Here is a 24,337-nt window from a genome sequence, read left to right on the forward strand (position 1 = left end):
GGGCTGGGCTTGCGCCCTTGGATGGCGGGGATTCGACGGTGTTAGGCATCGCGGCCGCTCTTGATGCGTGCGGTCGCACGGATCCTGTCGGCGGTGCGCAAGGCGATGGCCTGGATGGTGAGCGACGGGTTCACCCCGCCTGTGGTCGGAAACACCGAGCCGTCGCAGACGAAGAGATTTGGGATGTCCCAGGTCCGGCAGTCGGCATCAACCACCGAGGTGCTCGGGTCGTGGCCCATTCGGGCGGTGCCGTACAAGTGGTTGGTGTCGTCCGTCTGCTCCCAGACGTTGCGCCCACCAGCCGCCGCGAGCGCCCGCCCCATGAACTTTAGGCCATGATGATTCAAAGCTCGATCGTTGTCGCACCACGAGTAGGTGATGCGTGGGATGGGCAGACCATACTGGTCTGTTTCGTCGGTAAGAGTGACCCGGTTGCGCTCCTGCGCAAGGTATTCCGAAACGATCTTCAGCCCGGCGACGTGGTTGTAACGCTGCATCTCGGAGACCAGCGCTTCGCCCCACAGGCCGTGTGCGCCGGCGAGCGTATTGCCCCAGAGTGTCGGCAGCGGCCCCTGGCTCATGTAGCAGTATCCACCGAAGAAGTCCTTCGCGAACTCCCCCCGGCCGCAATCGTCGTAGTTCCAGTGCTCGCTGACCGCGAGCGAGGGCGGCCCCTTGTACGAACGGATCTCCTGTTCGAAGTCTCCCCAGACCGCCTGGTTGCCCTGGACGATCAGGTTCCTGCCGACCAGCCCCGAGGAATTGGCGAGCCCGTCCGGGAACTCGCGGTTGGCCGACATCAGCAGCAGCCGCGGCGTCTCGATGGCGTAGCCCGCCACCACGACGTTCTTCGCTCGCTGGAAGCGCCACGTTCCTTCGCGATGATAGTGCACCCCGGTGGCGCGTCCGTCCTTCGTCTCGATCCGTCCGACCATGGCGAGGTCGCGGATCTCGGCGCCGGCCGCCAAGGCCCGCGGCAGGTAGGTGACGAGCACGCTCTGCTTGGCGTTCGTCGAGCAGCCGGAGGTGCAGAAGCCGCGATAGACGCAAGGTGGGCTGTCGCCGCGCGGAGCCGAGACCGTGGCCAGCGGTGTCGGCGTCCAGGCAATTCCCATCGCCTCGGCGCCGCGGGCGAGCACCTTGGCGGCGGCATTCAATTCGTGTGCACGGTAGCGGTAGCGTGGTCGCCTCGGCCCCCAAGGGTAGGTGACTGGGCCGGAGATCTTGAGGTCGTCCTCGACCTGATCGTAGTAGCGCCACATCTCACGCCAATCGAGGGGCCAGTCCGCGCCATAGCCGAGCAGCGTGCGCGACTTGAACCACTCGGGGCGGAAGCGGAGCGCCACCATGGCGTAGTGCACGGTCGAGCCGCCCACCGCCTTGCCGGAGTTGTTCGAGCCCATCTGCAGCGGGTTGTCGCCGTCGACGATGCGCTCGTCCGTCCAATAGAGCTTTGACTGGTGGCGCTCGTCCGAGGCGAAGTCCTCCAGCGGCCGGAAATACGGCCCGGCGTCCATTGCCACCACGGAGAAGCCATGCTCAGCCAGGCGGCAGGCGAGCGTGCCGCCGCCAGCACCGGTGCCGACGACCACGAAGTCGACCTCCTCCGCCTCGCGGAACTGGCGCATCGGCACCCAATGCCCGAGCCGCATGACGTCGGGCGCGCGGCCGTCGCGGGCGCGGGGGCGATGCTCGGGATCGTCGCCGGGAACGGCGTGCCTGGGGTTGTCGGCGGCGTCGCCGAGGCCGGAGATGCGCATGGGTGTCCGCGAGCCCTATCTGCCGATCCGGAGGTTGTGCGCGAGCGCTTCGTCCGCCCGCCCGGGCTTGGCCTCGGCCGCCTCCCAGGGGTCGCGGCGGTCGTAGTCCATGCGCACGTAGCCGCGCGGGCTCGCGGGCCCGCCCCAGCCGATCTCGTTCCAGGCCGTGGGGTGGGCGTAGTACGCCTTGACGAGGTCCGGCAGCACGCGCTGCTTGAAGAACAGCCCCGGGTTCATCCCCTCCCAGATTGGGTCGGCGAGATCGCCCGCCTCGGCCTTCCTCAGGATCTCGTCACGCGCCCAGCCACCCAGGGCGGCGAACCCGGTGCCGAAGGCGCGCTTGGCCTCGGCATCGAGAGCCGCGAGACCGCGCCGCCACGCATCGCCCTGCTCGGGAAGGCCGGCGTGACGGTAGCCGTCACCCTCGCCACTCGCGAGTTTGTCATCGACGAGGGCCGCCACCGGGATTGGCAAGTCGCGCCCAGTGGGCTGAGGGACGATCCGGTCGGCGACCGCGCGCAGCACGGCGAAAGCGTCCGCGTCGAGGAAGCGATGCGTATCGCACGTCAAAGTAAGCCGCTCATCGAGCACGGCGCGGGTCTTGGGGTTCCAGGACGGCCCGTCGCGCTTGGCCAGCACGTCGTAGCCGGGGAACAGGTCTTTGCGTGGATGCACGGTCGTCCTCGTCAGATCGAGTATCGCGTCAGGCGCGCAAGCGGCGCCGTTCGAGCAATTCGAGGGCGGCGAGGCCGCCGAGCGCTACGCCGGAGAATGAAGGTGGGGCTGGCAGCGGCGGCCCGTCGATGAGGTTCTGGCGCCAGTTGCCCCAGCCACCCATCATCCGCGCGACGCCGTAGGCATGGAACGCCACGCCGGCCACGCCCATCGCAGAGACTGCCAACATGGCCCACTTGGCCGTGACCTGGGAGGCGCCAGCCTCTTTCATGGAGGCGACCGCCAGCACCGCGGCGGCGAGCGGCGGCAGGGTGACGGGCGCGAACATCGCCGGGTTCTGGAAGGCGCCGCGGAAATGGAGCAGCCCCGCCTCAAAGGTTGTGCCGACAAGCATCCCGGCCGTGGCCAGCACGAGTAGGCGCCCGGCAGGCAGGCCGGCGAGTTCAGGCCAATCGGGGTCGGCGTCACGCACCCGTTCGGCGGCGACCCCCAGGACTCCGGCCAGCGTCAGCGCCATGGGCGCGCCGATCGGAGCGGCGTAGAACAGGTTCTGGAAGGAGTAGCCGCCCTCGCGCTTGCCGACGTTGTAGGCATGGAAGCCGAAGCCGACGAGCCCGGTGAGTCCGGCCAGCGCCTGGGCCGCGTGACGGACGTGTGAGCGGCCGGGGTCTGTGTCGCCGGCCCCGTGCAGCGATGAGGCGAGGGTGATGCTCGACACGACGATCGGCGTGTACATCGCCCGGTTGAAGAACTGTCCGCGGTAGTGCTCCAAGCTGGAATCGAACAGCACGGACGCTGCGAGCATCGAGGAGGCGTGGTTGAGGCGCTGTGCGGCGCTGGCCGTGACCTCCGCGCCGCGGGTCCGGTAGCAGCGCGTGCCCTCCGGCATGACCTGTCGACCATGGTGCGGGGCCGGTCCGAGCCGCTTCGAGCGCCCGGCGGCGAACCAGGTCAGCAGCCCAGCGCCGGCCGCCACCGCCGCGAGAATTGCGACCGGGTGAACGGCAGCCTCGACGCGTGCGGGTACAGCGCCCGATCGCACGCGGCGAGCGTCGCGAGCCGACCGGTCGAGTCGGTCCGGTGCCGCATGGGAGAGCTTGGACGCCAACATGCCTGCGTTCGATGCGACCATCGTCCCGAACCTACTTGCTGCCAGGCAGGATGCCGCTCAGCACCTGCCGGGCGGTGTCGACGAGCAGGTTGCGCTGCTTAGGATCGCCCTTGCCGAGCATCGACATGAAGTTCTGTACTTGCTCGAAGGTGAAGAACGGCGGCAGCGGCGGCACCTCGGGGTCAGTCTTCACCTCCAGGACCACCGGCACCGAGCTCGCCAGGGCCTCGTCCCAGGCCGCACCCATCCGCTCAGGATCATCGACGTAGATGCCCTTCAGGCCGATCAACTCTGCGAACTTGTGATAGGGCACGTTGGGGATGACTTGGCTCGCTTCGAACTTCGGGTTGCCCTCCATCACCCGTTGCTCCCAGGTGACTTGGTTCAAGTCTTCGTTGTTGAACACGCAGCAGATCCAGGTCTTGTTCGACCAGCGGTGCATATACTTCGCGACCGTGATCAGCTCGGCCATATTGTTCATCTGCATGGCCCCATCGCCGACCAGCGCGATCACCGGCCGGTCGGGATGAGCGACCTTGGCCGCGATGGCGTAGGGCACCGCCGCGCCCATCGAGGCGAGCCCGCCCGAGAGCGAGCACATCTGGCCCCGGCGCATGCGCAGATCGTGCGCGTACCAGTTGGCGCAGGAGCCGGAATCGGAGGTGATGATCGCCCGCTCGGGCATGCGGGGCGACAGCTCCCAGGTCACCCGCTGCGGGTTGACCGGGTTGGCCTTTGCCATCGCCCGGTCCTCGGCCTCCTTCCACCAGGACGCCACGCCCTTCTCGATCCCCGTGCGCCACGAGCTACCGGTTTTCTTCTGCTGCAGCAGAGGCAGCAGGGCCCGCAGGGTCTCGGCGGAGTCGCCGCACAGCGGCACCTCCATCGGGTAGCGCAGAGATAGCATCTCCGGGGAGATGTCGATCTGCACGCCTCGGGCCTGTCCTTCCTTGGGCAGGAACTCGGCCCATGGGAAGCCCGAGCCAATCATCAGCAGGGTGTCGCATTCCTCCATCATGTCGGAGGATGGTTTCGAGCCGAGCAGGCCGATGGTACCGGTGACGAAGGGCAGATCGTCGGGCGGCGAGGCCTTGCCCAGCAGAGCTTTGGCGACGCCAGCCTGAAGCTTTTCGGCCACCGCGATCACCTCGTCGGTGGCGTGCAGCGCCCCGGCCCCGACTAGGATTGCCACCTTCTCGCCGGCGTTCAGCACGTCGGCGGCACGGCGCAGATCCACCTCGTAGGGCACCACCTTAGGCGCGGTGTAGCCGATGCCTGAGAAGGTGTTGCCGTGCTTGCGCACCGGCGCCTCATAGGGAACCTCCTGCAGGTCGTTCGGTAGGATGATCGCCGAGACCTTTCGCTCGGCCTTGGCGATGCGCATCGCCCTGTCGACGATGTGGCGCACCTGCGCGGGGCTGGACGCTTGCTGCACGTAGGCCGCGACGTCTTTGTAGGCGCTGGTGAGGTCAAATTCCTGCTGGTAATGCGCGCCGTTGACGTTGCGCCCCTGCTGCCCGGCGATGGCGAGCAAGGGAACATGGTCCATGTAGGCGTCGTACATGCCGGTCAGGAGGTGGGTCGCGCCGGGGCCGGAGGTGGCGAGGCACACGCCGACCTCGCCGGTAAACTTGGCGTAAGCCGACGCCATAAAGGCGGCCATCTCCTCGTGCCGGACCTGGATGAACTCGAAGGGCAAATCGAGGCGCTGCATCGCGCCGAGGAGGCCGTTGATGCCGTCGCCCGGGTAGCCGAAGATCGTCTTGACGCCCCACTCGGCCAAGCGCTTCCAGAAAAAGTCGGCGACGGTATCGGTCATACTAAATCCTTGATGACTAGACGGTGGAGCACAGGTCACGTTCACGCATTTATCATAGTAATCTGAGAGCTTATAGGTGCATCATAACAACTTCTTGCTCGACAATCTATTCTGAAAATATATTTTTATTCAACTCACGACTGCGTCAAAAAGCAATATTGCTCTCATAGTTGTTGCGCAATGGGTCGCTCCCGAGATCGATCGCGTAGAGGTGTTGCATCGAGGTAATGAACAGCCGTCTCTCGCCGGGACCGAAGCAGCAGTTCGAGGCGCGTTGCGGGGTCGGGATGAAGCCGAGGGGGCGCCCATCCGCGGAGAAGATCTGAATGCCCGCGCCCGAACTCGTCCAGACCCAGCCACGGGAGTCGACACGGAATCCATCCGGGATGCCCGGCTCGACCTGCGCGAACACCCGTGGCTCGCCAAGCACATGATCGTCGCCGACCGGGAAGGCGTAGAGGGTATGGCCGTCGCCGCCGTGGGTACGCGATGTGTCGCTCACGTAGAGCGTACGCCCGTCCGGGGCGAAAGCCAGACCGTTGGGCTCGCCGAGGTCCGCCATTCGGCGCAGGCCCCCGGTAGCCGGCTCAAAGCGGTAGACGCTGTGGTGGCCGAGTTCGGACTCAGCCAGTGTCCCCTGTTTCGGCAGGCGCAGGGCGTAGCTGGGATCGGTGAACCACACGGCGCCATCGGGGGCGCAGACGACGTCGTCTGGACCGTTGAGCCTCCGGCCCTCGTAGGTCTCGACCACCGGTTCGTACCGTCCCTCCGGCGTCGTGCGCGACAGGCGCCGAGTGCCGTGCTCACAGTGGATCAGGTCGCCGCCGTGATCGACCGTGTTGCCGTTGATGAAAGGTGTCGCATCGACCACCACGCGCACGCACCCGTCCGGGTGCCAGCCCAGAACGCGTCGGCCCTCGATGTCGGACCACACGAGGACCCCTTTGGCGGGCCACCACGTCGGCCCCTCGCTGAAGGTCGCCTCATCGTAGAGCGAGACGAGCCGGGCGTGTTGCGACACGACTTCGGAGAGCCGCGGGTCGAACGCGTGCGGCGGATCGACGGACGAAACGAGATCCGGCGGCCCAGGGTGGCGCAAGAGATCGGACATGAAGCCACTGCCCTCCGCAGTCGTCCGACGCTGCTGCCAGGATGATGCGGTGAAGTGCATTTATCCCCCACCGCGGTTGAGCACCGGTCCGGACAGGCCAAGTGCGGTGTTGACGACCGCCAGATGCGTGAGCGCCTGCGGGAAGTTGCCGGTTAAGCAGCGGCCGGGCACGTCGTACTCTTCCGACAGCAGACCGACATCGTTGGCGACGCCGAGCACCCGCTCCAGATATACCGCAGCCTCGTCGTGACGGTCCTGAAGGCGCAAGCAGTCGGCCATCCAGAGCGAGCACGGCAGGAAGACGCCCTCATCGGTGCCATCCCCCTTGGCGCGGGTGCGCCTGATGAAGCCGCCCTGGTCGAGATCGGTCCCGATCCGGGCGATGGTGGCGGCCATGCGCGGGTCGTTGACGGGGAGGAAGCCGACCAGCGGCAATAGCAGCAGACTCGCGTCGAGTGCGTGGCTGCCGTAGCTCTGCGTGAAGGTGGACAGCCCCGCGTTCCAGCCCTCGTGGCAGACCTCGGCGTGGACACGGGCACGCAGGGACTCCAGCCGGCCGCGCGTCGGCCCGTCGAGGTTGGCATGGGCGAGCGCCCGGTCGAAGCCGACCCAACACATCGCCTTGGAGTAGGTGTACTGCCGCGGCTGCCCCCGCGACTCCCACACGCCCGAGCCGCGATGGTGCCAGACACGCTCCAAGTGGGCGACGATGCGCGCCTCCATCGCCGTCTGGTGCGCGCTCGGCTCTATGCCGGCGCGGCGGGCGAGGGCCAGGGTATCGAGCACCTCGCCGTAGACGTCGATCTGCACTTGCGTCGAGGCGGCGTTGCCGATCCGCACCGGCCGCGCCTCGCGGTAGCCGGGCAGCTCGTCGACCGTCCACTCGTCGAGGTGGCGTGAGCCGTCGACGCGGTACATGATCCGCATCGCGTCGGGGTCGCCGGCGATGGCCCGCAACAGCCAGTCGCGCCACGCGGTAGCCTCGGCGCAGAAGCCCGCGTTGATAAAGGCGCCGAGCGTGAAGGTGGCGTCGCGCAACCAGGAATAGCGGTAGTCCCAGTTCATGGCACCGGCCGGGGCCTCGGGCAGGCTGGTGGTCGGCGCTGCGATCAGCCCGCCGGAGCGCTGATGGACCATCGCCTTCAGCGTGAGGAGCGAGCGCTTGACGGCCTCGGGCCAGCGGGTGCGGGAAGCGTCGAAAGTACCGATCCAGCCCTCCCAGTGCGCGAGCGTCGCGGTCAGCGCGCCGCGCGGGTCGATCGGCTCGGGCTCCGGGTCCCAGGCGGCGGTGCAGGTGAGGACGAGAGCATGGCTCTCACCCTCGCGCAGGGTGAAGCCAGCTGCGATGCGCCCGTCCTCCACGCTTACCGTCACCGGCATTGGCGCGCGCAGGTACACCCGGTGCTGCCCGACGGTGGCGACCGCGCCGTCGCCGCGCGCCTCGCACCATGGTGCCAACGCGCCGTAGTCAAAGCGCAGGCGCAAGTCGAGGTCCATCGCGACCGTGCCGGACAGGCCCTCGACTATCCTCACGAGGGACGAATGCCGCCCGCGGATCGGCATGAAGTCGGTGACACGCGCCCTGCCGGCGTCCGTGTGGAAAACCGTTTCCAGCACAAGGGTATCGCCGCAGTATCGCCGCTCGACCTCGCCCGCCCCGCGCGGCGCCACCAGCCAGCGGCCATTGCTGTCGTCGCCGAGCAGCGCGCTGAGGCAGGCGTCGGAGTCGAACTCCGGCCAGCAGAGCCAGTCGATCGACCCATCGCGGGCCACCAGGGCTGCGGTCTGCCCGTCCCCGATCAGGGCGTAGCTCTCGATCGGCTTGCTCATGGGATCGGCTTCATCTCGACCTCATCGGTGGGCGGCAGCGGCATCTCAGAACTTGTACTTCTTGGCGAGCAAATGCAGCCCGGTGATGGCACCCAGCGCGGCGGCCGCCCAGAACGCGGTGCGGTGGCGGTCGGTGAACATCTCCCAGCTGCCCGAGCGCGCTTTGTCGTCGAAGCGGCCATGGGCGCCGTAATCGCCCGGCACGGGCTCGAACAGGTTGGCCGGCGCATCCTTGGGCAGGCGCTTGTCAGTGAGCTGGCCGCTGTAGCCGGCCTTGGCAAGGTAGCGGTCGATCAAGCCCGGCGCGATGCGGTTGGCCAGGATCGCTTGCACCGTCGGGTAGCCGACCCAGACCTGGCGTCGGCGGTGGGTGGCGGCGAACACGATAGCGCGGGCGGGGACCTCGGGCTGGTAGATCGGTGCGACAGGTTGCGCGCGGCGGCCCATCTTGTTCATCGCCCAATCGAACTGCGGGGTATTCACCGCCGGCAGGTCGACCATCGTGAGGTGGATGTCGAGCTTGTCGTGGATGATCTCGGAGCGCAGCGAGTCGGTGAAGCCGCGGATGGCGAACTTGGCGCCGCAGTAAAGCGATTGCAGCGGCACCGAGCGGTAGGCCAGAGCGGAACCAACGTTGACGATGGTGCCCCGGTTGCGCGGGCGCATGCGCTTGAGCGCGCTCATCATCCCGTAGACCTGCCCGAGGTAGGTAACCTGAGTGGCCCGCTCGGCCTCCTCGGCGGTGATCTCGCTGACGGGCGCAAAAACGGTGGCCATCGCCACGTTGACCCAAATGTCGATCGGCCCGAGTTCCGCCTCAACCCGGTCGGCAGCGGCCTCGACGGCCTTGGCGTCGGCGACGTCGGTGGGGATCGGCAACGCGCGGACGCCATGCCGACGCAGCGTCGCGGCGGCCCGCTCTAGCCGATCGGGATCACGCGAGAGCAGGGCGACGTCGTAGCCGCGGCGGGCGAACGCCTCGACCGTGGCGCGGCCGACGCCGGCCCCCGCTCCCGTGACGACGACGATGCCTGACATGGCTGTTCCTTCGTTTGCAACGCGTGCGATGGCGCTGGATGCCGAGCTGAAAGTTACCGGCGGCTACGTAGCGATCTAACGGTATGATCCGATCGGGAGAGGCGATGGGACCGGTCGTCGCCTCAATGCAGACGCTCGGCGATGCGGTCTGCCACTCTGAGCGCGTTGGCGATGATGGTCAGCGTCGGGTTCACCGCACCGATCGAGGGGAAGAAGCTCGCGTCGGTGACGTACAGGTTGTCGAGTTCGTGCGCTTTGCAATCGAGGTCGAGCACGCTCGATCGCGGGTCGGTGCCGAAACGCAGCGTGCCGGCCTGGTGCGCCGTGCCGGATAGCGGGATATCCTTGCCGAGGTACAGCGAGCGCTCGAACAGGTAGCTGTAGAGCCCGCCCGGCCCAAGCAACTCCTCCAGCTTGGCGCGCAGCCTTTGATGCGCCTCACGGTTGTTCTCGGCGATGTCGAGGATCACCCGGCCGTCCCGGTCGATCGAAACGCGGTTGTCCGGATTGGGCAGATCTTCGCTCTGCAGCCAGAAGTCGATGGAGTGTCTGGCCATCATGTCGAACGGGGCGTTGGGCAGGAAGCCCGTCCACTTGGGGAACTCCTCGCCGCGAATCTGCTCCGGGTGCGTCTTGGCGCACATTTGGATCAGGCCCATAGGGTGATCCCATTCCTTCGAGCCGAAGTAGAAGTCCGAAACCGCGAGAGTCTTTTGGAAGACGGTCTCGTTGACGGCCTTCGACAGACCCATCAGCACCGACATGTTGTGGCGCACGTAGTTGCGCCCAACCTGATCCGATCCGTTAGCGAGACCATTTGGGTGGACGTTGTTTGCCGAGCGTAGGAACAGCAGCGCCGAGGACAGCGCGCCGCAAGCGACCACGACGATGTCGGCGGAGTAGCGCTCGGCGCGGCCTTCGCGGGTGACGCGCACACCGGTCACCGTCCTACCTTTAGGATCGGTCTCCAGCCGCGTGACGGTGGCGTTGACCAGGAGCGTCACGTTGTCGTGCCGGGCGAGCGTCGGGTCGACGGTCATGACCTGGGCGTCGGCCTTGCCGTTCAAGAGGCAGGGGAACCCGTCGAAAGCGTCGCAGCGGATGCAGATCGAGGTCGGCGTGGGCTTGCCGTCGCGCTCGTCGAGCTTGATGCCGAGCGGCAGGTGGAACGGGCGTAGGCCTTCTTTCGCCCAATCGTCCGACAGCCGCTGGATGCGCGGCTCGTGGCTGACCGCCGGGTGTGCGTAGCCGCCGCTCGACCATGGCTCGGTCGGATCCTCGCCGCGCGTGCCGTGGACCGCGAACAGTGCCTCGGCCTCCGCGTAGAATGGCTCGAACTCCCGGTAGGAGACCGGCCATGCCGGCGAGACGCCGTCGACGTGGCGCAATTCCTCGAAGTCCCGCTCGCGCAGCCGAAACAGGGCCGCGCCGTAGACCTTGGAGTTGCCGCCGACGTAGTAGTGCAGGCCTGGGTGGAACGCCCGCCCGTCGCCGCCATACCACGTCTCGGGCGCCTGATACTTGCCGTCGACGAAGACGGTCTTGGCGCTCCAGTTCGCTTGCTCACGCGGCAGATAGTCGCCACGTTCCAGCATGAGGATGCGCTTGCCAGTGCCGGCGAGGCGATGGGTCAGGGAGCCACCACCGGGACCTGAGCCGATCACGATGATGTCATAGTGATCCTGCGACATCGACGCGTCCCACGAAGTCCACCGGCAATTCGAGGCTACAAGCGGTGACGTTTGGATCTGTTCCAATCCGAATGTTCTGCATTTCAGAACGATTTACGCGGGTAAGTCTGTCGGCCTCGCGCGTTCGTCGCATGTGCAGCGGGATCCGCCCCGCGATCGGCCCTCTCACGCGACCCTTCCCTTACATCCGGATCATGCATGACCTCCCTCGCTGAATGGCTGAACACCGCCACTCCGTTTCTGGCCAAGCTCTGTCTCGTGTGCCTCTTCCCCCTGAGCGCCCTCGACAAAGTCGTGCACTGGGACCAAGCGATGAAGCAGGCTCGCTCAACGCCGATCCCCGGCCCGGCAGTGCTGCTGATGCTCGGCATCCTGGTCGAGGCGATCACCCCGGTGCTGATCGTCGCCGGATGGTGGGACCGTGCCGCCGCGTTCGTGCTGATGGGCTTCTGCGCCGTCACCGCGCTGCTGTTCCACCGCTGGTGGGAGTACCCGCACTTCTGGTCCGGGCAGGGCGAGGGTAAGTCGCACTTTTGGGACTTCTTCAAGAACTTCGGGCTGGTTGGCGGCCTGCTGCTCATCGTCATCGTCGGCGGCTACGTGCCGGTCGGCCAACTCGTGCGAGATCCCCTCGCGCCCGGCCCGCGGGCGGCCTTGCCCACAGCGCATTGAGCGAGGGCAGACGATGATGTTGCGTGGAACCCCGGGCACTTCCGGCCGTTCTGCGCATCGATAGTTCCTGCCGCATAGCGCGGGGACGCTGTCGCAGATGGGGATGGAGCTCCCCGACAACCGCCCTCGCCGAGGGCTGATGGCTCCTACCGCGAGGGCGCGATCCGTTCGCCCGCGGTAGGAGCGTGTCTCCACCGCGGACCGACGACCAAGCCCTTTCAGAGAGAAGGGGGACTGGTTCCGTGAATTTTCTGATCGTGATGTTGGGTGCGGGGCTAGGCGGCGGGGCGCGGCACGGCGTGAACGTCGCAGTCTCTCGGCTGGCCCCCGACATCGATTTCCCGCTGGCCACCCTGATCATCAATGTCCTCGGCTCGTTTCTGATGGGCGTGCTTGCCGAGAGCTTCGTGTTGCGCGGGGCCGGCGGGCATCCCGCGAAGCTCCTCCTCACCACCGGGGTTCTAGGCGGCTTCACGACCTTCTCGACCTTCTCCCTCGACGCAGTCAGCCTGTACGACCGCGGGCAGGTCGCGGCGGCCGGCCTCTACGTAGTCCTGTCGGTGGCCGGCGGCCTCGTCGGCTTGGTGGCGGGCCTCGCACTGGCCCGCGTCGCCCTGTCGGGAGGCGCGTCATGAACCGCGCCCTCGTCCTTATCCGCCACGGGCAGAGCACGGCCAACGCTGCCGGCGAATTCACCGGCAACCGGGACGTGCCGCTGACGCCCCTCGGCCGCGAGCAGGCCCGCGCCGCCGGCCGCCGCCTCCTAGAGCGCGGCCTCTACCCCGACGCAGCCTTCTGTTCGACCCGCGCGCGCACCGCCGAGAGCGCCGAGCTGATCCTTGACGCACTGGGCCGCTCCGGGCTCCCCGTCGAGCCAGGCGCGGCGCTGGACGAGCGCGATTACGGAGCGCTCACCGGCCTGACCCATACCGAGGCCGAGGCGCGCTGGGGGGCCGAACAGGTCCGCGTCTGGCGCCGCGCCTTCGCCGATGCGCCGCCGGACGGTGAGAGCATCCGGGACACGCTCGCGCGGGTCGCGCCCTACCACATCACGCACATCCTGCCTGCGGCGATGCGCGGACCCGCCCTCGTAGTCGCCCACGGCAATTCCCTGCGCGCGCTGGTCACCGCCATCGAGGGACTGTCCACGACAGAGACCGAGTATCTCGAAATCCCGACCGGCTCGCTGCGGCTCTACCGGCTCGCGAACGACAGCTCGATCGAGGCCCGCGAGATCGTCGCCTAAATTCGACACTCTGGAGATCAAGATGATCAATGCGCCAAACCACGATCCGGACCCCGAGTTGGAGGACATCCGCCAGCTCGGCCTGATCGCGCACCAGCATCGCAAGGCGGCGCGCAAGCTCGGCGTCTCGCACGGCACGATGGCCGTGATCTGGCTCCTCGTCGTGGCGGTGCTGGTCGCCGCCCTCGTCGGGCTGTTCCTCGCCACGCGCTGAGCTGAGATCCGCCGACGCGCGCATCCGCACCATTCCCTCGAACGGAGACATGCCGTGAGCATCACCGCCATCTGCAATCTTGACGCGCTAGAGATCCTCGACTCGCGCGGCGAGCCGACCCTCCAGGTCCGCGTAATCCTCGAAGGCGGTGCGAGCGCGGTCGCCGCCGTGCCGGCAGGCGCATCCACCGGTCGGCACGAGGCGCGAGAGGCGCGCGACGCGGACCCCGAGCGCTACCGCGGGCGCGGCGTCAGCCGGGCAGCCTCGGCCGTGCGGGGGCGGATCGCCGAGGGTCTGCGCGGGCTCGACGCCGCCGACCAGAAGCAAATCGACGGACGGCTGATCGCCCTCGACGGGACGCCGGACAAGTCCGGACTCGGCGCCAACGCGATCCTCGGTGTATCCATGGCCGCCGCCCGCGCCGCCGCTCAGGCCTCCGGTCGGCCGCTCTACGTCCATCTCGGCGGCGGCGATGCGACCCTCCTGCCGATGCCGTGCCTGAATGTCCTCAACGGCGGCCGGCACGCCGATTCCTCCCTCGACGTGCAGGAGTTCATGCTCGTGCCGGTCGGCATGCCGACCTTCGCCCGGGCGATGCGTTGCGCCGCCGAGACGTATCACGCGATCCGCGACCTGCTGCACGAGCGGTCCTTGAGCACGGCGGTGGGCGATGAGGGCGGCTTCGCCCCCAAGCTCCCCGACAATGAGGCAGCGCTCGACCTGATCGTCGCGGCGACCGAGCGGGCGGGCTACCGCCCGGGGGAGGACGTCGCCATCGCCATCGATCCGGCCGCGACCTCCTTCGCGGTCGAGGGCGGCTACGATCTGGTCCGCTCCGGCACCGGGCGGCTCGACCGGGGCGGGTTGCTCGCGCTCTACGGCCGCTGGATCGAGCGCTGGCCGATCGTCTCGATCGAGGACGGGTTCGGCGAGGACGACTGGGCCGGCTTCGTCGCGCAGACCGCGGCACAGGGCAAGCGCATCCAGGTGATGGGCGACGACCTGCTCTGCACGAACACGCGCCTCATCGAGCAAGCGATCGCCGAGGACGCCTGCAACGCGGCATTGATCAAGCTCAACCAGATCGGCACCGTGACGGAGACGGCGGCGGCTGTCGCGATGTGCCGCGAGGCCGGCTGGGCGAGCATGGTCTCGCACCGCTCGGGCGAGACTACCGACGCGTTCATCGCCGATTTCGCGGTGGCTATGGGCTGCGGCCAGATCAAGTCGGGCGCGCCCTGCCGGGGCGAGCGGCTCGCCAAGTACAACCGCCTCTTGGAGATAGAGGCCGAGCTCGGCCCCCGCGCCCGATTCGAGAACCCGTTCGCACACCGCCGCCACTGATCGGCGCATGCGAAACGACAGCATCGCGTCATCCCGTTGGACGGGAGCGATCCGCTGCAGGAGGCTCAACATCAAAGGTCGAACTTGAGGAGGTCGCGATGACCCGCGCGATGTCGAGCGCGGCAGTGACGGCGCATCGCAGCGAGGCACGACCCGCTTCGCCGCGTCTGATCGAACGGCTGCGCGAGTTGGAGGACGGATCCCGCGCCCGGGTCGACCCGCAGGCGGTGCAGATCTTCGCCTCGGCGCGGAGGCTGCTCGGGGACCTGTGCCACCTACCGGATCTGGACAACACACCACTGGACCTACGAGCTCGCCGTTCGTTCGCGAAAACTGATCGAAACCATCGCTACGTTCCGTTGGAATGAAAGGTAGCCGGTTGCGAAGGTGGGCTCACCCTCCGGAGCGCCACCACGGAAGCGACCATGACAACCTCGGCCCCATCCTTATTTCCCGTCACGCTCGCCTCGGCCGTACGTCGCGTCCTGCCGGGCCTCGCCCTCTGCCTCGCGGTCACGGCGGCCGCCATCGGGCTGGAGGCGGCGGAGGAACATTTATTTGGCCGCGCGTGGCTGGAAGCCCTGGTGCTCGCCATCGTCATCGGCACTGCGGTCCGCACCGCCTGGAACCCCGGCCCGCGCTTCTTCCCCGGCATCGCCTTCGGCGCCAAGACCGTGCTGGAGGTCGCCGTCGTTCTGCTCGGCGCCTCGCTCAGCGTCGCCACGCTGCTCGCCGCCGGCCCAGGGCTGCTCGTCGGAATCGCCGCCGTGGTGACACTAGCCATTGCCGCGAGCTACGGCATCGGTCGCGCGCTCGGGCTGCACCCGAGGCTCGCCATCCTCGTCGCCTGCGGCAACTCGATCTGCGGCAACTCCGCCATCGCCGCCGCCGCCCCGGTGATCGGCGCCGAGGCCGAGGACGTCGCCTCCTCCATCGCCTTCACCGCCGTGCTCGGCGTCCTCGTCGTGCTCGGCCTGCCGCTGCTCGTGCCGCTGCTCGGCCTGTCGCCGATGCAGTACGGCGTGCTCGCCGGCCTGACGGTTTACGCCGTGCCGCAGGTGCTTGCGGCGACCGCGCCGGTGGCCGCGCTGAGCGTGCAGGTCGGCACGCTGGTCAAGCTAGTGCGCGTTCTGATGCTCGGGCCGGTGGTGCTGGCGCTCTCGCTCGGCGCGAGCCGGCTGCGCGAGGAGACGGATGTTCCGGCCCCGCACGTCACCGCGGGCGAGCGCCCGAAGTCCGGGCGCTTGGCTCTGCACCGGATGGTGCCGTGGTTCATCCTGGCCTTTCTCGCGATGGCAGGCCTGCGATCGGCCGGGCTGATCCCGCAGGCGGCGCTCCATCCGATCGCACTGATTGCCAACGTGCTCACAATCGTCTCGATGGCGGCGCTCGGGTTGGGGGTCGACGTGCGGAGCGTCGCGGGAGCCGGCGCCCGGGTGACGCTGGCGGTGGTCGCCTCGCTCGCCGCTCTGACCGCGGTCAGCCTCGGCCTGATCCGCATCCTCGGCATCGCCTGACCCAAATTATCGAAAATACAGAACGAAATGTGCTGAACAAACCGTTTTTCAGAATGCCAGGGGAAGTCCATCTTGAACCCAAGGCGGTCGGCCGAAGGAGCCGGGACCGCCGATCCAAAAGAGAGTCCCATGACCGAGCCGGCCATCATCGAGACCGCCGAGCAGGCCCGCGAGGGCGAGACCAGCGGGCACATGCGCTGGGTCCTCCTGTGGAGCGTCGCCCTGTCCATCGCGGCGATCGCCATCGCCGGCCTCGCCATCGTCGGCTGACCGCCGACGCCCCGATCCTGATCCAGCAGGAGGATACATCATGACGTTCAAGACCGGACGGCGCGGAGCGCTGCAGATTCTTAGTCTCGGCCTCGCCGCGGGAGCGGCGGGCGGCACGGCCCTAACGCCGGCGGCAGCCCGGGCCGCGATCCCCGACAAGTATCCCCTTGTCGAGGCCGGGGCGGGCGACCTGCGCGCCTTGATGGAGCGCCTCGCCAAGGCGCCGCGACGGCGCGACTTCAAGACCGTGCCGATGATCCTCACCAAGCCCGAGGAGTGGGACCACGAGGCGCTCACGGAGGTGATGGCCTACAGACCCAAACCGAAGCAGGTCTGGGACAACACCGACATCGCCAGCCCCTGGCTCAACCTGATGCGCAACGCGCTGAACGCGCAGGTCTGGTCGTTCCGCCACCCGGACTTCCTCGCGGTCTCGGCGACCCACGGCACGGCCCACCTCGCGCTCTACGATCAGGAGACCTGGGACAAATACAAGCTCGCCGACCTCGCCGGGCCGAAGTTCAAGTCGAACACCCTGATCGTCGAGGGCAAGGCGGCCTCGGCCGACCCGAAGAACTTCGAGGATCCGGCCGGCGTGTTCTCGCCCGAGGACAACGCGATCCCGGTTCTGATGCGGCGCGGCGTGGTGTTCACCTCCTGTCACAACGCGATCTGGGAGGAGGCCGGCGGCCTGATCGCCAAGGGCGTCAACCCGGACAAGCTCAGCCACGAGGCGCTCGCGGCCGAGCTGACCAACCATCTCATCCCCGGCGTGATCCTCACGCCCGGCGCCGTCGGCACGCTGCCCGAGCTGCAGCAGGCCGGTTTCCACTACGCGAAGTGAGGAGGGCTCGATGCACCATTTCCACAAAGCGATGCTCGCCGGCTGCGCCGTCGCCCTCGCGCTGTCCTCCGCCGCGCGGGCCGAGGACGCGAAGGGCCCACCCGGCCCGTTCCCACCTTGGCAGCACGGCGACAACAACGACGCCACGCCCCGCGGTCTGCCGTTCACCGTGCCCGAGGTCGACGTGCTCGCCGACTTCCACGGCAGCCTGGACGACCCGAAGCTCGTGCTGTTCGTGGGCGGCAACTACTTCTTCGCGATGGCGCCGCTGGTGAAGGCGTTCGAGGCGAGCCACCCGGAGTACAAGGGTCGGATCTTCTGGGAGACGATCCCGCCGGGCCTGCTCGTCAAGCAGATCGAGGCGGGCGGTACCGTCACGGTCGGCAACATGACTTTCACGGTCAAGCCCGACGCCTATTTCGCCGGGCTCAAGAAGGTCGAGGCGCTGATCCACGAGGGTAAGCTCGTCGGGCCGGCGGTGCCCTACGTGACCAACACGCTGACCATCATGGTGCCCAAGGACAACCCGGCGGGCATGAAGGGTCTGTCTGATCTCGGCAAGCCGGGCATCCGGCTCGCGATGCCCAACCCCGAGTTCGAGGGCATCGCGCGGCAGATCAAGATGTCGCTGGCCAAGGCGGGCGGGAAGGATCTGGAGACAGCGGTCTACGACACGAAGGTCAAGGACGGCTCGACGATCCTCACGCATATCCACCATCGCCAGACGCCGCTGTTCCTGATGCAGGGCCGGGCACAGGCCGGCGTGACGTGGCAGTCCGAGGCGCTGTTCCAGCAGCAGGTCGGCAATCCCATCGGCCACGTCGACATCCCGGACGCGGACAACGCCACGGCCGTCTACGCCGGTGCCGAAGTGAAGGGAGCGGCCCATCCCGAAGCGGCCAAGGCGTGGCTCGCCTTCATCCGGTCTCCCGACGCCCTACAGATCTTCGAGCGGTACGGCTTCAAGCCGTACCGCGGCGGTTGAGGAGGCGGCGATGGGAGGCAGGATCATGACCCTGCACCAGCTTCGCGTCTTCGTTGCGGTGGCCGAGCGGGAGCACCTGACGCAGGCCGCGGCGGCGCTGCACGCGGCACCCTCCGCCGTCAGCGCCTCGATCGCCGCGTTGGAGACCGAGTACGGGCTGTCGCTGTTCGACCGAGCCGGGCGCGGCCTGCGCCTGACGCCGCACGGCACGGTGATGCTGGAAGAAGCCCGCGGGGTGCTGACGCGGGCCGACGCCGCTCGGGCGCGTCTCGCGACGCTGCGGGCCGGGACAGGCACAGGCGAGGCGTCGCCGTGAGCGGCACGCCGCGCCCGAGCCGACCCGGCGGATCGGCGGTCGTGCGGCAAACCGCAGGTGTACGGCCAGCCCGGACACTACCGGTGCCGCGCGGCGATCACGTTCAGACAGGACCGACAACTGATGATCGGCACACCGTGCTCGTTCCACCGTGTACGACGGACCTTATGGTTGTCGCTCGCGGCCTCGGCGCTCGCTGTCCCGGTACCGACGATCGCGGCACCGGCCTGCTCCCCGGGTTATCGGACGGTGGGGGCGGCCGGCCGGTCGATCCACGCCAGGGCCGACATGGATTGGCGGAGGGAAACCTACGGTCCTACGGCCCCTCAGGGGGAGTGCCCGCCGGGCCTGAAGCAGGTGGCCGGGACATGCCTTCAAGCGTGTCCGGGGGGCTACGAGGACCGCGGGGCGACTTGTCTCTATCGCAACCAGTCGAACTGACGCGCGATCGGCCGTCGCTACCGCTGGCGGTGGGATGCAGCGTTCGGATCAAACGAATGGACCGCAACACGGCGAAAGCTCACATACACGTGATGACAGGCTGCTCGAATACGTCTGCGTGGTGGGGCTTCGTGGGCATGGGCGGCTGGATGTCTCGCGCAGGCCTCGCACTGACGCTCGCGCTCCTCGCCCCTGCGCCAGTCTTCGCGGGGGACGATCCGGCTACCGGCGCGACCGTCGCGATGCAGCCCGGTTCTTCCGGACGGCCGGCCTGCGCCGCCTGCCACAGCGCCGACGGCGCCGGACAGGCGGACGTGGGCATCCCACGGCTGGCCGGACTCCACGCCTCCTACATCGCCGACCAACTCGGCCACTTCGCCACGGGGGTACGCGCCAACGCGATCATGGCCCCCTACGCCGCCTCGCTCTCGGCCGATGAGCGCCGGGCCGTCGCTGAGTATTTTGCGGCCCTGCCCATCCCCGCACCGGTCGATCCGATCCCGGAGCCGGTCGCCAAGCTCGATCGCGGCATGGCCCTGTTCCAGCGCGGGGACGCGCGCACAGGCCTGATCGCTTGTACCCAGTGCCACGGCCCGAACGGGGTCGGCGTCGGCAGCTTCACGCCGCGGCTGGCCGGCCAGTCCGGCCCCTACATCGCCGAGCAACTCCATCGCTGGCGCGCGGGCGACATCCGCGATCCGCGCGGCGCCTACATGCGGGCGATCGCCGCCCGCCTGTCCCCGGCCGACATCGAGGCGGTGGCCGCCTACGCGGCCGGCCTGAAAACGGGCGAGACGATCGAAAACACGGCGGGAGGGAAGCCATGAGGTTCATGCAAGTGGCCGCGACCGCCTGCGCCGTCTCGGCCCTGGCCGTGGCTGGGCTGGCCGCGGAGACGGCGTGGTTCCCGCGTGCGGCCGGGGCAACGGAAACGCCGGCGCCCTTCACGCCGCCGGCCGAGGACGCGATTCCCGCCGGCAAGTTCGGCGACGAAGTCCGGCTGGGCGAGCAGATCTTCCGCGAGCCGGGGGAACACGCGGCCGCCTATGTCGGCAACGACCTGCGCTGCTCGAACTGCCACCTCGACGCCGGGCGGCTGGCCGGCTCGGCGCCGATGTGGGCGGCCTACATCTCCTATCCCGCCTACCGGTCCAAGAACGGTCATGTGAACTCGTTCCAGGAGCGCCTGCAGGGTTGCTTCCGTTACAGCATGAACGGGAAAGTGCCCCCGCTCGGCGACCCGGTGCTCGTCGCCCTGGAGAGCTACTCCTTCTTCCTCGCCAAAGGCCTGCCGACCGGCGAGAAGCCCGCAGGCCGCGGTTTCCCCGCGCTGCCGAAGCCCGCGCTGGCGCCGGACTACGCCCGCGGCGCGCAGGTCTATGCCGAGAACTGCGCCGCCTGCCACGGAGCCGACGGGCTCGGCCAGTCGGCCGACGGCAAGGTTGTGTTCCCGCCGCTCTGGGGTCCGCGCTCCTTCAACTGGGGCGCCGGCATGGGCTCGATCAAGAACGCCGCCGAGTTCATCCACGCCAACATGCCGCTGGGCATGGGCGGAACGTTGACGCCGCAGCAATCCTGGGACGTGGCGACCTACATCGACAGCCAGGTCCGCCCACAGGATCCGCGCTTCACCGGCGACGTGGCCGAGACGCGTGCCAAGTTCCACGACAACCCGAACTCCATGTACGGCCGCACGGTCGACGGCGCCGTGCTCGGCGATCCGAAGGTGACGCCCCCGGCTGGCACCGTCCCGGCCTCCAAGGCGGAGCACAAGTGATGAGCGGACAGGGTACTCCCCCGTCGCCCGCGGAGGCGTCCGCCCCGACCGAACCCGTGCGGCCGGTCGGCACCTGGGTGGTGGCGGCCTTCCTGGTCGCCTCGATCGTCGTCGTCTGGTGCCTGGCGGCGCTGGTCTTCCATACCCGGAGCTGAGAACCCGCGATGAGCGAGACCGGCGCGTCGTCCGCCTTCGAGGACGCTTTTCACAAAGCCGCGGAGCGCCACGAGCGCGCTTGGGTTTTCCTGGCCGTCACGATGCTGACCCTGCTGCTCGCCGGCACGATGTTCCTCGTCGTCTACGCCTACGGGATCGTCGTGCGTACCGACGGCTTCCGCCGCGATCCGGCCGCGCTCGATGCCCCCGAGGGCAGCGTCGTGAAGACCGGTCCGAACGCCTACACCGTCACCGTGGTCGCCCACCTCTGGCGCTGGAGCCCGAGCCCGCTGCGCATCCCCAAGGGTGCGACCGTCACCTTCCGCGTGACCAGCGCCGACGTGCTGCACGGGTTCGCCATCCAGGGTACCACCGTCAACGTCACGGCGGTGCCGGGCATCACCGGCAGCGTCACCTACACCTTCAACCGGCCCGGCACCTTCAACATCGTCTGCAACGAGTATTGCGGGCTGGAGCATCAGGGCATGCTCGGGCGCATCGTCGTCACGGGAGACCCGGCATGACCGCCACCGCGATCCCCGGCACGCTGCCGGTTTCCGTCGCCGCACCCGCTGACGTCCTGGCGCCGCAGCGGCGCACGATGCTGGCCTTCCTGGTCTGGGGCTTCTCGGCCCTGATGATCGGGGCGATGATCGGCCCGCTCCAGGCGCTCAACTACGGCGGCGTCAACGCCTACCCGGCCCTCACGCCGATCCTGAAGTCCTACTATCAGGGCCTGACCATCCACGGCGTGCTCAACGCCTACATCTTCACGTTCTTCGTGACCTGCGGCCTGCTGGTCTACCTCCCGGCGCGCGAACTCGGGCTCGCGCCGAGCATGGCGCTGTGGCGCGGCTGCTTCGCGACGATGGCGCTCGGCACGCTGATGCTGCTGCTCGCCATGTTCGACAACTCGTCGAGCGTGCTGTGGACGTTCTATCCGCCGCTCAAGGGCAGCGCGTGGTTCTACCTCGGCATGACGCTGGTCGTCCTCGGCAGCCTGATGCCGCTGCCGATCCTCCTCGACCTACGCGCCCGCTGGAAGGCGCGCCGGCCCGGCGAGGTCACGCCGCTCGTCACCTACATGAGCCTGACGACCATGCTGATGTGGGCGCTGGCCGGGGGCGGCGCGCTGATCGAGCTCGTCGTCCAGCTCAACCCGTGGGCGCTGGGGCTGACCGATACGGTCGACCCGATCGTGGCCCGCACCCTGTTCTGGTGGACCGGACACCCGATCGTCTATTTCTGGCTGATGCCCGCCTACGTGAGCTGGTACGGGCTGCTCTCGAAGCAGATCGGCGGCAAGCTCGTGTCCGACCCGATGGCGCGGCTGACCTTCGCTCTGCTGCTCGTGTTCTCCTTGCCGGTCGGCAGCCACCATCAGTTCACCGATCCCGGCTTCTCGCCGGTCTGGCGCGGCATTCTCACCGCGCTCACCCTGTCGGTGGCGCTGCCGAGCTTGGTCACCGCCTTCACCATCGGGCTCAGCCTCGAATACGCCGGGCGACTGCGCGGCGGCCGGGGCTGGCTCGGCTGGTTCACCGCTCTGCCCTGGCGCGACCCCAGTGTCGCCGCGCAGGTGCTGGCGATGCTCACCTTCATCTTCGGCGGGGCCGGCGGCATCGTGAACGGCAGCTGGGAGCTCAACAACATCGTCCACAACACCACGTGGGTGCCGGGCCACTTCCACATCACGGTCGGGACCGCCTCGGCGCTGACCTTCATGGGCGTGGCATTCTGGATGCTGCCGCATCTCACCGGACGCGCGCTCCTCAGTCGGCGGCTGGCGCTCGCGGCCGCGTGGCTGTGGTTTACCGGGATGTCGGTGTTCGCCCTCGGCATGCACTGGGCGGGCCTCTTCGGCGTGCCGCGCCGGGCCTGGGTGTCGATGCTGCCGCGCTCGGTCTACGACCGGGTCTACGGCGACGCCCATCTCGCCCTGATCCTCGTGGCGGTGGGCGGCTGCATCCTGTGGCTCGCGACGATCGCCTTCTACACGGTCTTCCTCGGCAGCCTCGGCACGCGCCGCCTCGACCGGCGCCCGGCGATCCCCTTCGCCCAGGCCTTCGGCGGCCGCGAGAGCTACGCCCTCGACGGCGGCGAGCCGGTCGGCATCGTCGCCCATCAGGAAGCCTCGAAGCTCGCCCGCGCCCTGGAGCATCTCGGGCTCATCACCGCCTTCACCGCGCTCGCCACCGCCGCGGCCTATGTGCCGATCTTCTGGCCATTCCTGCGGAACGTCACCGCCGCCCGCGGGTGGGTCGTCTGGTGAGAGGTGCCGGCATCACGCGACGGGCGGTCCTGAGCGCCCTGCCGCCTGTCGCGCTCATCACGCTGTCGCCCGTCGCGCTGCGGTGGGGACGCTCCGGCGGCGCGCTCATCGGTACGCCGGTCCCCGCCGGTCCGACGCCGCCGCTCGCCTTATCGAAGACCGATGGCCGGCCGTTCGACCTCGCCGCCGAGCACGGTCGCCTGGTCCTGGTCTATTTCGGCTACACGCGCTGCCCGGACGTGTGCCCGACGACGCTGGCCGACGTGGCGGCCGCGCTCGCCCACCTGAGCGCCGGAGAGGCCGCCAGGGTGCGTGTAGCCTTCGTGAGCCTCGACCCCGCGGCGGATCCGGCCGCGACGTTGCAAGGCTACCTCGGAAGCTTCGGTCCCAGCCCGCCCTTCGTCGGCTTGACCGGCTCGCCCACGGCGGTCGCGCGGGCCGCCGCTGCATGGGGCGTCACGTGGCGGAAGGCAAAAGGTGGCTTCTTCGACCATAGCTCATTCGTGACGGCGGTCGATCCGGGCGGAATTCGCCGCCTCCGCTACGGATACGCGCAAACCCAGGATCCGATCGCGCTCGCTCACGATCTCAGCGTCCTTCTACACGATGCCTGAGCGAGCGCTTCCTTCCCTCCGCCGCGCGGCCGGTGCCACGGGCATCGTCGTGACGGTGGTGGCCAGCCTCGGTCTACGCGACCCGCTGGCCTCGATGGCGAGCTACACCGCCGCTCTGATGGCGCTCAACCAGATCGCTCCCCCACTCCTTCTCCTCGCCCTCGACCGCCCGGGACCGCGCGCGGCGAGATTTTTCGCCGCGACGCTGGATCCGATCCTGGCGTTTACGGCCTTCTGCACCCTGAGCGTCGCGGTCAGCCTGCCCGGCATCTTCGAACCGACGCTGGCCAACGCGCTGTACGCGGCCCCGCTCGGGCTGCTCGAACTCGGGACCGGCCTCATGATGTGGGCGCAGGCGATGCCTGCGACGCGTCAGGTCCACTCGGCCTGGCGGGTGGCGTTGCTCCTCTGGGTCGCGAGCGTCCCGATGACCACGGTCGCCGTCGTGTGGATGCTCAGCCCCGACGTCCTCTACACGCCCTATCTCGACGTCATCTGTCGATGGAACGTGCCGCCGCTCGTCGACCAGAAATGGGCGGGGTTCGTGATGTTCGCAGCTGGCATGCCGATGCAACTCGCAGCCGTCTGGCTTTTGCTGGGCCTGTCAGGGGCGCAACGCGATGCCGCCTGAGCC

Annotated in this window: 26 protein-coding genes and 1 riboswitch; of the genes, 18 read left to right on the plus strand and 8 right to left on the minus strand. The window is 68.5% G+C overall.

What is annotated here, in order from left to right:
- Positions 1 to 41 precede the first annotated feature (41 nt).
- The 8 genes from BLQ49_RS02270 to BLQ49_RS02305 form a co-directional block, all read right to left on the minus strand.
- Positions 42 to 1,760 carry a GMC family oxidoreductase gene (locus BLQ49_RS02270; protein ID WP_091712906.1) on the minus strand — a complete coding sequence of 573 codons (1,719 nt, stop codon included), beginning with the start codon at positions 1,758 to 1,760 and terminating at the stop codon, positions 42 to 44.
- A 15-nt stretch (positions 1,761 to 1,775) separates the two neighbouring features.
- Positions 1,776 to 2,435 (minus strand): gluconate 2-dehydrogenase subunit 3 family protein, encoded by a 660-nt coding sequence (locus BLQ49_RS02275; protein ID WP_091712908.1) that lies wholly within the window; start codon positions 2,433 to 2,435, stop codon positions 1,776 to 1,778.
- Positions 2,436 to 2,463: 28 nt separating this feature from the next.
- A complete protein-coding gene (locus BLQ49_RS02280) occupies positions 2,464 to 3,546 on the minus strand; it encodes a hypothetical protein (protein WP_244507394.1) in 1,083 nt (360 codons plus the stop codon).
- A 31-nt stretch (positions 3,547 to 3,577) separates the two neighbouring features.
- On the minus strand, positions 3,578 to 5,365 hold the full coding sequence (locus tag BLQ49_RS02285; RefSeq protein WP_091712910.1) for a thiamine pyrophosphate-requiring protein: 1,788 nt from the start codon (positions 5,363 to 5,365) through the stop codon (positions 3,578 to 3,580).
- 145 nt (positions 5,366 to 5,510) lie between these two features.
- A complete protein-coding gene (locus BLQ49_RS02290; RefSeq protein ID WP_091712912.1) occupies positions 5,511 to 6,476 on the minus strand; it encodes an SMP-30/gluconolactonase/LRE family protein in 966 nt (321 codons plus the stop codon).
- Between the two features lie 60 nt (positions 6,477 to 6,536).
- Positions 6,537 to 8,306 carry a glycoside hydrolase family 15 protein gene (locus BLQ49_RS02295; protein WP_091712913.1) on the minus strand — a complete coding sequence of 590 codons (1,770 nt, stop codon included), beginning with the start codon at positions 8,304 to 8,306 and terminating at the stop codon, positions 6,537 to 6,539.
- A 45-nt stretch (positions 8,307 to 8,351) separates the two neighbouring features.
- On the minus strand, positions 8,352 to 9,344 hold the full coding sequence (locus BLQ49_RS02300; protein ID WP_091712915.1) for an SDR family oxidoreductase: 993 nt from the start codon (positions 9,342 to 9,344) through the stop codon (positions 8,352 to 8,354).
- Positions 9,345 to 9,466: 122 nt separating this feature from the next.
- A complete protein-coding gene (locus BLQ49_RS02305) occupies positions 9,467 to 11,035 on the minus strand; it encodes an FAD-dependent oxidoreductase (RefSeq protein WP_091712916.1) in 1,569 nt (522 codons plus the stop codon).
- Positions 11,036 to 11,233: 198 nt separating this feature from the next.
- On the opposite strand from BLQ49_RS02305, the gene BLQ49_RS02310 reads away from it, so the two are divergent.
- The 18 genes from BLQ49_RS02310 to BLQ49_RS02380 all read left to right on the plus strand — a co-directional run bounded on the left by BLQ49_RS02310 (position 11,234) and on the right by BLQ49_RS02380 (position 24,334).
- Positions 11,234 to 11,707: a DoxX family protein gene (locus BLQ49_RS02310; RefSeq protein WP_091712918.1), complete on the plus strand. Its 474-nt coding sequence runs from the start codon at positions 11,234 to 11,236 to the stop codon at positions 11,705 to 11,707.
- A 90-nt stretch (positions 11,708 to 11,797) separates the two neighbouring features.
- Positions 11,798 to 11,863, plus strand: a riboswitch (Fluoride riboswitch).
- 104 nt (positions 11,864 to 11,967) lie between these two features.
- The gene (gene crcB / locus BLQ49_RS02315) at positions 11,968 to 12,342 is read left to right on the plus strand and encodes a fluoride efflux transporter CrcB (RefSeq protein WP_091713116.1); all 375 of its coding nucleotides are present in this window, start codon (positions 11,968 to 11,970) and stop codon (positions 12,340 to 12,342) included.
- Positions 12,339 to 12,953, plus strand: a complete 615-nt coding sequence (locus BLQ49_RS02320) for a 2,3-bisphosphoglycerate-dependent phosphoglycerate mutase (protein WP_091712919.1) — start codon at positions 12,339 to 12,341, stop codon at positions 12,951 to 12,953. The genes crcB and BLQ49_RS02320 overlap by 4 nt, the downstream gene beginning before the upstream one ends.
- Before the next feature lie 22 nt (positions 12,954 to 12,975).
- Entirely contained in the window at positions 12,976 to 13,167 is a 192-nt protein-coding gene (locus tag BLQ49_RS02325) for a hypothetical protein (RefSeq protein ID WP_091712921.1), read from the plus strand.
- Positions 13,168 to 13,227: 60 nt separating this feature from the next.
- The gene (gene eno, locus BLQ49_RS02330) at positions 13,228 to 14,511 is read left to right on the plus strand and encodes a phosphopyruvate hydratase (protein ID WP_208859000.1); all 1,284 of its coding nucleotides are present in this window, start codon (positions 13,228 to 13,230) and stop codon (positions 14,509 to 14,511) included.
- Positions 14,512 to 14,609: 98 nt separating this feature from the next.
- Positions 14,610 to 14,879 (plus strand): hypothetical protein, encoded by a 270-nt coding sequence (locus tag BLQ49_RS28815; RefSeq protein WP_143012192.1) that lies wholly within the window; start codon positions 14,610 to 14,612, stop codon positions 14,877 to 14,879.
- 57 nt (positions 14,880 to 14,936) lie between these two features.
- Positions 14,937 to 16,028 carry a YeiH family protein gene (locus BLQ49_RS02335; RefSeq protein WP_091712924.1) on the plus strand — a complete coding sequence of 364 codons (1,092 nt, stop codon included), beginning with the start codon at positions 14,937 to 14,939 and terminating at the stop codon, positions 16,026 to 16,028.
- Between the two features lie 129 nt (positions 16,029 to 16,157).
- A complete protein-coding gene (locus tag BLQ49_RS29450) occupies positions 16,158 to 16,298 on the plus strand; it encodes a hypothetical protein (RefSeq protein WP_167627602.1) in 141 nt (46 codons plus the stop codon).
- A 40-nt stretch (positions 16,299 to 16,338) separates the two neighbouring features.
- Entirely contained in the window at positions 16,339 to 17,142 is an 804-nt protein-coding gene (gene tetH / locus BLQ49_RS02340; RefSeq protein WP_091712925.1) for a thiosulfate dehydrogenase, read from the plus strand.
- Positions 17,143 to 17,152: 10 nt separating this feature from the next.
- Positions 17,153 to 18,127: a molybdate ABC transporter substrate-binding protein gene (locus BLQ49_RS02345; protein ID WP_091712927.1), complete on the plus strand. Its 975-nt coding sequence runs from the start codon at positions 17,153 to 17,155 to the stop codon at positions 18,125 to 18,127.
- 10 nt (positions 18,128 to 18,137) lie between these two features.
- Positions 18,138 to 18,443, plus strand: coding sequence for a LysR family transcriptional regulator (locus BLQ49_RS02350; RefSeq protein ID WP_244507395.1), 306 nt, complete (start codon positions 18,138 to 18,140; stop codon positions 18,441 to 18,443).
- A 590-nt stretch (positions 18,444 to 19,033) separates the two neighbouring features.
- Complete coding sequence (locus BLQ49_RS02355; protein WP_167627603.1) at positions 19,034 to 19,711, plus strand: c-type cytochrome; 678 nt, start codon at positions 19,034 to 19,036, stop codon at positions 19,709 to 19,711.
- Positions 19,708 to 20,661: a c-type cytochrome gene (locus tag BLQ49_RS02360; RefSeq protein WP_091712933.1), complete on the plus strand. Its 954-nt coding sequence runs from the start codon at positions 19,708 to 19,710 to the stop codon at positions 20,659 to 20,661. The genes BLQ49_RS02355 and BLQ49_RS02360 overlap by 4 nt, the downstream gene beginning before the upstream one ends.
- Positions 20,661 to 20,816: a hypothetical protein gene (locus BLQ49_RS29455; protein ID WP_167627604.1), complete on the plus strand. Its 156-nt coding sequence runs from the start codon at positions 20,661 to 20,663 to the stop codon at positions 20,814 to 20,816. The genes BLQ49_RS02360 and BLQ49_RS29455 overlap by 1 nt, the downstream gene beginning before the upstream one ends.
- A gap of 9 nt (positions 20,817 to 20,825) precedes the next feature.
- Positions 20,826 to 21,341, plus strand: coding sequence for a cytochrome c oxidase subunit II (locus BLQ49_RS02365; protein ID WP_091712935.1), 516 nt, complete (start codon positions 20,826 to 20,828; stop codon positions 21,339 to 21,341).
- Entirely contained in the window at positions 21,338 to 23,089 is a 1,752-nt protein-coding gene (locus tag BLQ49_RS02370) for a cbb3-type cytochrome c oxidase subunit I (RefSeq protein ID WP_091712936.1), read from the plus strand. The genes BLQ49_RS02365 and BLQ49_RS02370 overlap by 4 nt, the downstream gene beginning before the upstream one ends.
- On the plus strand, positions 23,086 to 23,703 hold the full coding sequence (locus BLQ49_RS02375) for an SCO family protein (protein ID WP_208858999.1): 618 nt from the start codon (positions 23,086 to 23,088) through the stop codon (positions 23,701 to 23,703). Before BLQ49_RS02370 ends, BLQ49_RS02375 begins: the two co-directional genes overlap by 4 nt.
- Positions 23,696 to 24,334, plus strand: a complete 639-nt coding sequence (locus BLQ49_RS02380; protein ID WP_091712939.1) for a cytochrome c oxidase assembly protein — start codon at positions 23,696 to 23,698, stop codon at positions 24,332 to 24,334. The genes BLQ49_RS02375 and BLQ49_RS02380 overlap by 8 nt, the downstream gene beginning before the upstream one ends.
- Positions 24,335 to 24,337: the final 3 nt, after the last annotated feature.

This window comes from Methylobacterium phyllostachyos, assembly GCF_900103445.1.
Classification (GTDB): Bacteria; Pseudomonadota; Alphaproteobacteria; order Rhizobiales; family Beijerinckiaceae; genus Methylobacterium; species Methylobacterium phyllostachyos.

Excerpts from the sequence above, each read along its gene's own strand:
- BLQ49_RS02270 (WP_091712906.1), bottom strand. The coding sequence starts at position 1,760 with ATGCGCATCTCCGGCCTCGGCGACGCCGCCGACAACCCCAGGCACGCC.
- BLQ49_RS02280 (WP_244507394.1), bottom strand. The coding sequence starts at position 3,546 with ATGTTGGCGTCCAAGCTCTCCCATGCGGCACCGGACCGACTCGACCGG.
- BLQ49_RS02285 (WP_091712910.1), bottom strand. The coding sequence starts at position 5,365 with ATGACCGATACCGTCGCCGACTTTTTCTGGAAGCGCTTGGCCGAGTGG.
- BLQ49_RS02290 (WP_091712912.1), bottom strand. The coding sequence starts at position 6,476 with ATGTCCGATCTCTTGCGCCACCCTGGGCCGCCGGATCTCGTTTCGTCC.
- BLQ49_RS02295 (WP_091712913.1), bottom strand. The coding sequence starts at position 8,306 with ATGAGCAAGCCGATCGAGAGCTACGCCCTGATCGGGGACGGGCAGACC.
- BLQ49_RS02300 (WP_091712915.1), bottom strand. The coding sequence starts at position 9,344 with ATGTCAGGCATCGTCGTCGTCACGGGAGCGGGGGCCGGCGTCGGCCGC.
- BLQ49_RS02305 (WP_091712916.1), bottom strand. The coding sequence starts at position 11,035 with ATGTCGCAGGATCACTATGACATCATCGTGATCGGCTCAGGTCCCGGT.
- BLQ49_RS02310 (WP_091712918.1), top strand. The coding sequence starts at position 11,234 with ATGACCTCCCTCGCTGAATGGCTGAACACCGCCACTCCGTTTCTGGCC.
- crcB (WP_091713116.1), top strand. The coding sequence starts at position 11,968 with ATGTTGGGTGCGGGGCTAGGCGGCGGGGCGCGGCACGGCGTGAACGTC.
- BLQ49_RS02320 (WP_091712919.1), top strand. The coding sequence starts at position 12,339 with ATGAACCGCGCCCTCGTCCTTATCCGCCACGGGCAGAGCACGGCCAAC.
- BLQ49_RS02325 (WP_091712921.1), top strand. The coding sequence starts at position 12,976 with ATGATCAATGCGCCAAACCACGATCCGGACCCCGAGTTGGAGGACATC.
- BLQ49_RS28815 (WP_143012192.1), top strand. The coding sequence starts at position 14,610 with ATGACCCGCGCGATGTCGAGCGCGGCAGTGACGGCGCATCGCAGCGAG.
- BLQ49_RS02335 (WP_091712924.1), top strand. The coding sequence starts at position 14,937 with ATGACAACCTCGGCCCCATCCTTATTTCCCGTCACGCTCGCCTCGGCC.
- BLQ49_RS29450 (WP_167627602.1), top strand. The coding sequence starts at position 16,158 with ATGACCGAGCCGGCCATCATCGAGACCGCCGAGCAGGCCCGCGAGGGC.
- tetH (WP_091712925.1), top strand. The coding sequence starts at position 16,339 with ATGACGTTCAAGACCGGACGGCGCGGAGCGCTGCAGATTCTTAGTCTC.
- BLQ49_RS02345 (WP_091712927.1), top strand. The coding sequence starts at position 17,153 with ATGCACCATTTCCACAAAGCGATGCTCGCCGGCTGCGCCGTCGCCCTC.
- BLQ49_RS02350 (WP_244507395.1), top strand. The coding sequence starts at position 18,138 with ATGGGAGGCAGGATCATGACCCTGCACCAGCTTCGCGTCTTCGTTGCG.
- BLQ49_RS02355 (WP_167627603.1), top strand. The coding sequence starts at position 19,034 with ATGTCTCGCGCAGGCCTCGCACTGACGCTCGCGCTCCTCGCCCCTGCG.
- BLQ49_RS02360 (WP_091712933.1), top strand. The coding sequence starts at position 19,708 with ATGAGGTTCATGCAAGTGGCCGCGACCGCCTGCGCCGTCTCGGCCCTG.
- BLQ49_RS29455 (WP_167627604.1), top strand. The coding sequence starts at position 20,661 with ATGAGCGGACAGGGTACTCCCCCGTCGCCCGCGGAGGCGTCCGCCCCG.
- BLQ49_RS02365 (WP_091712935.1), top strand. The coding sequence starts at position 20,826 with ATGAGCGAGACCGGCGCGTCGTCCGCCTTCGAGGACGCTTTTCACAAA.
- BLQ49_RS02370 (WP_091712936.1), top strand. The coding sequence starts at position 21,338 with ATGACCGCCACCGCGATCCCCGGCACGCTGCCGGTTTCCGTCGCCGCA.
- BLQ49_RS02380 (WP_091712939.1), top strand. The coding sequence starts at position 23,696 with ATGCCTGAGCGAGCGCTTCCTTCCCTCCGCCGCGCGGCCGGTGCCACG.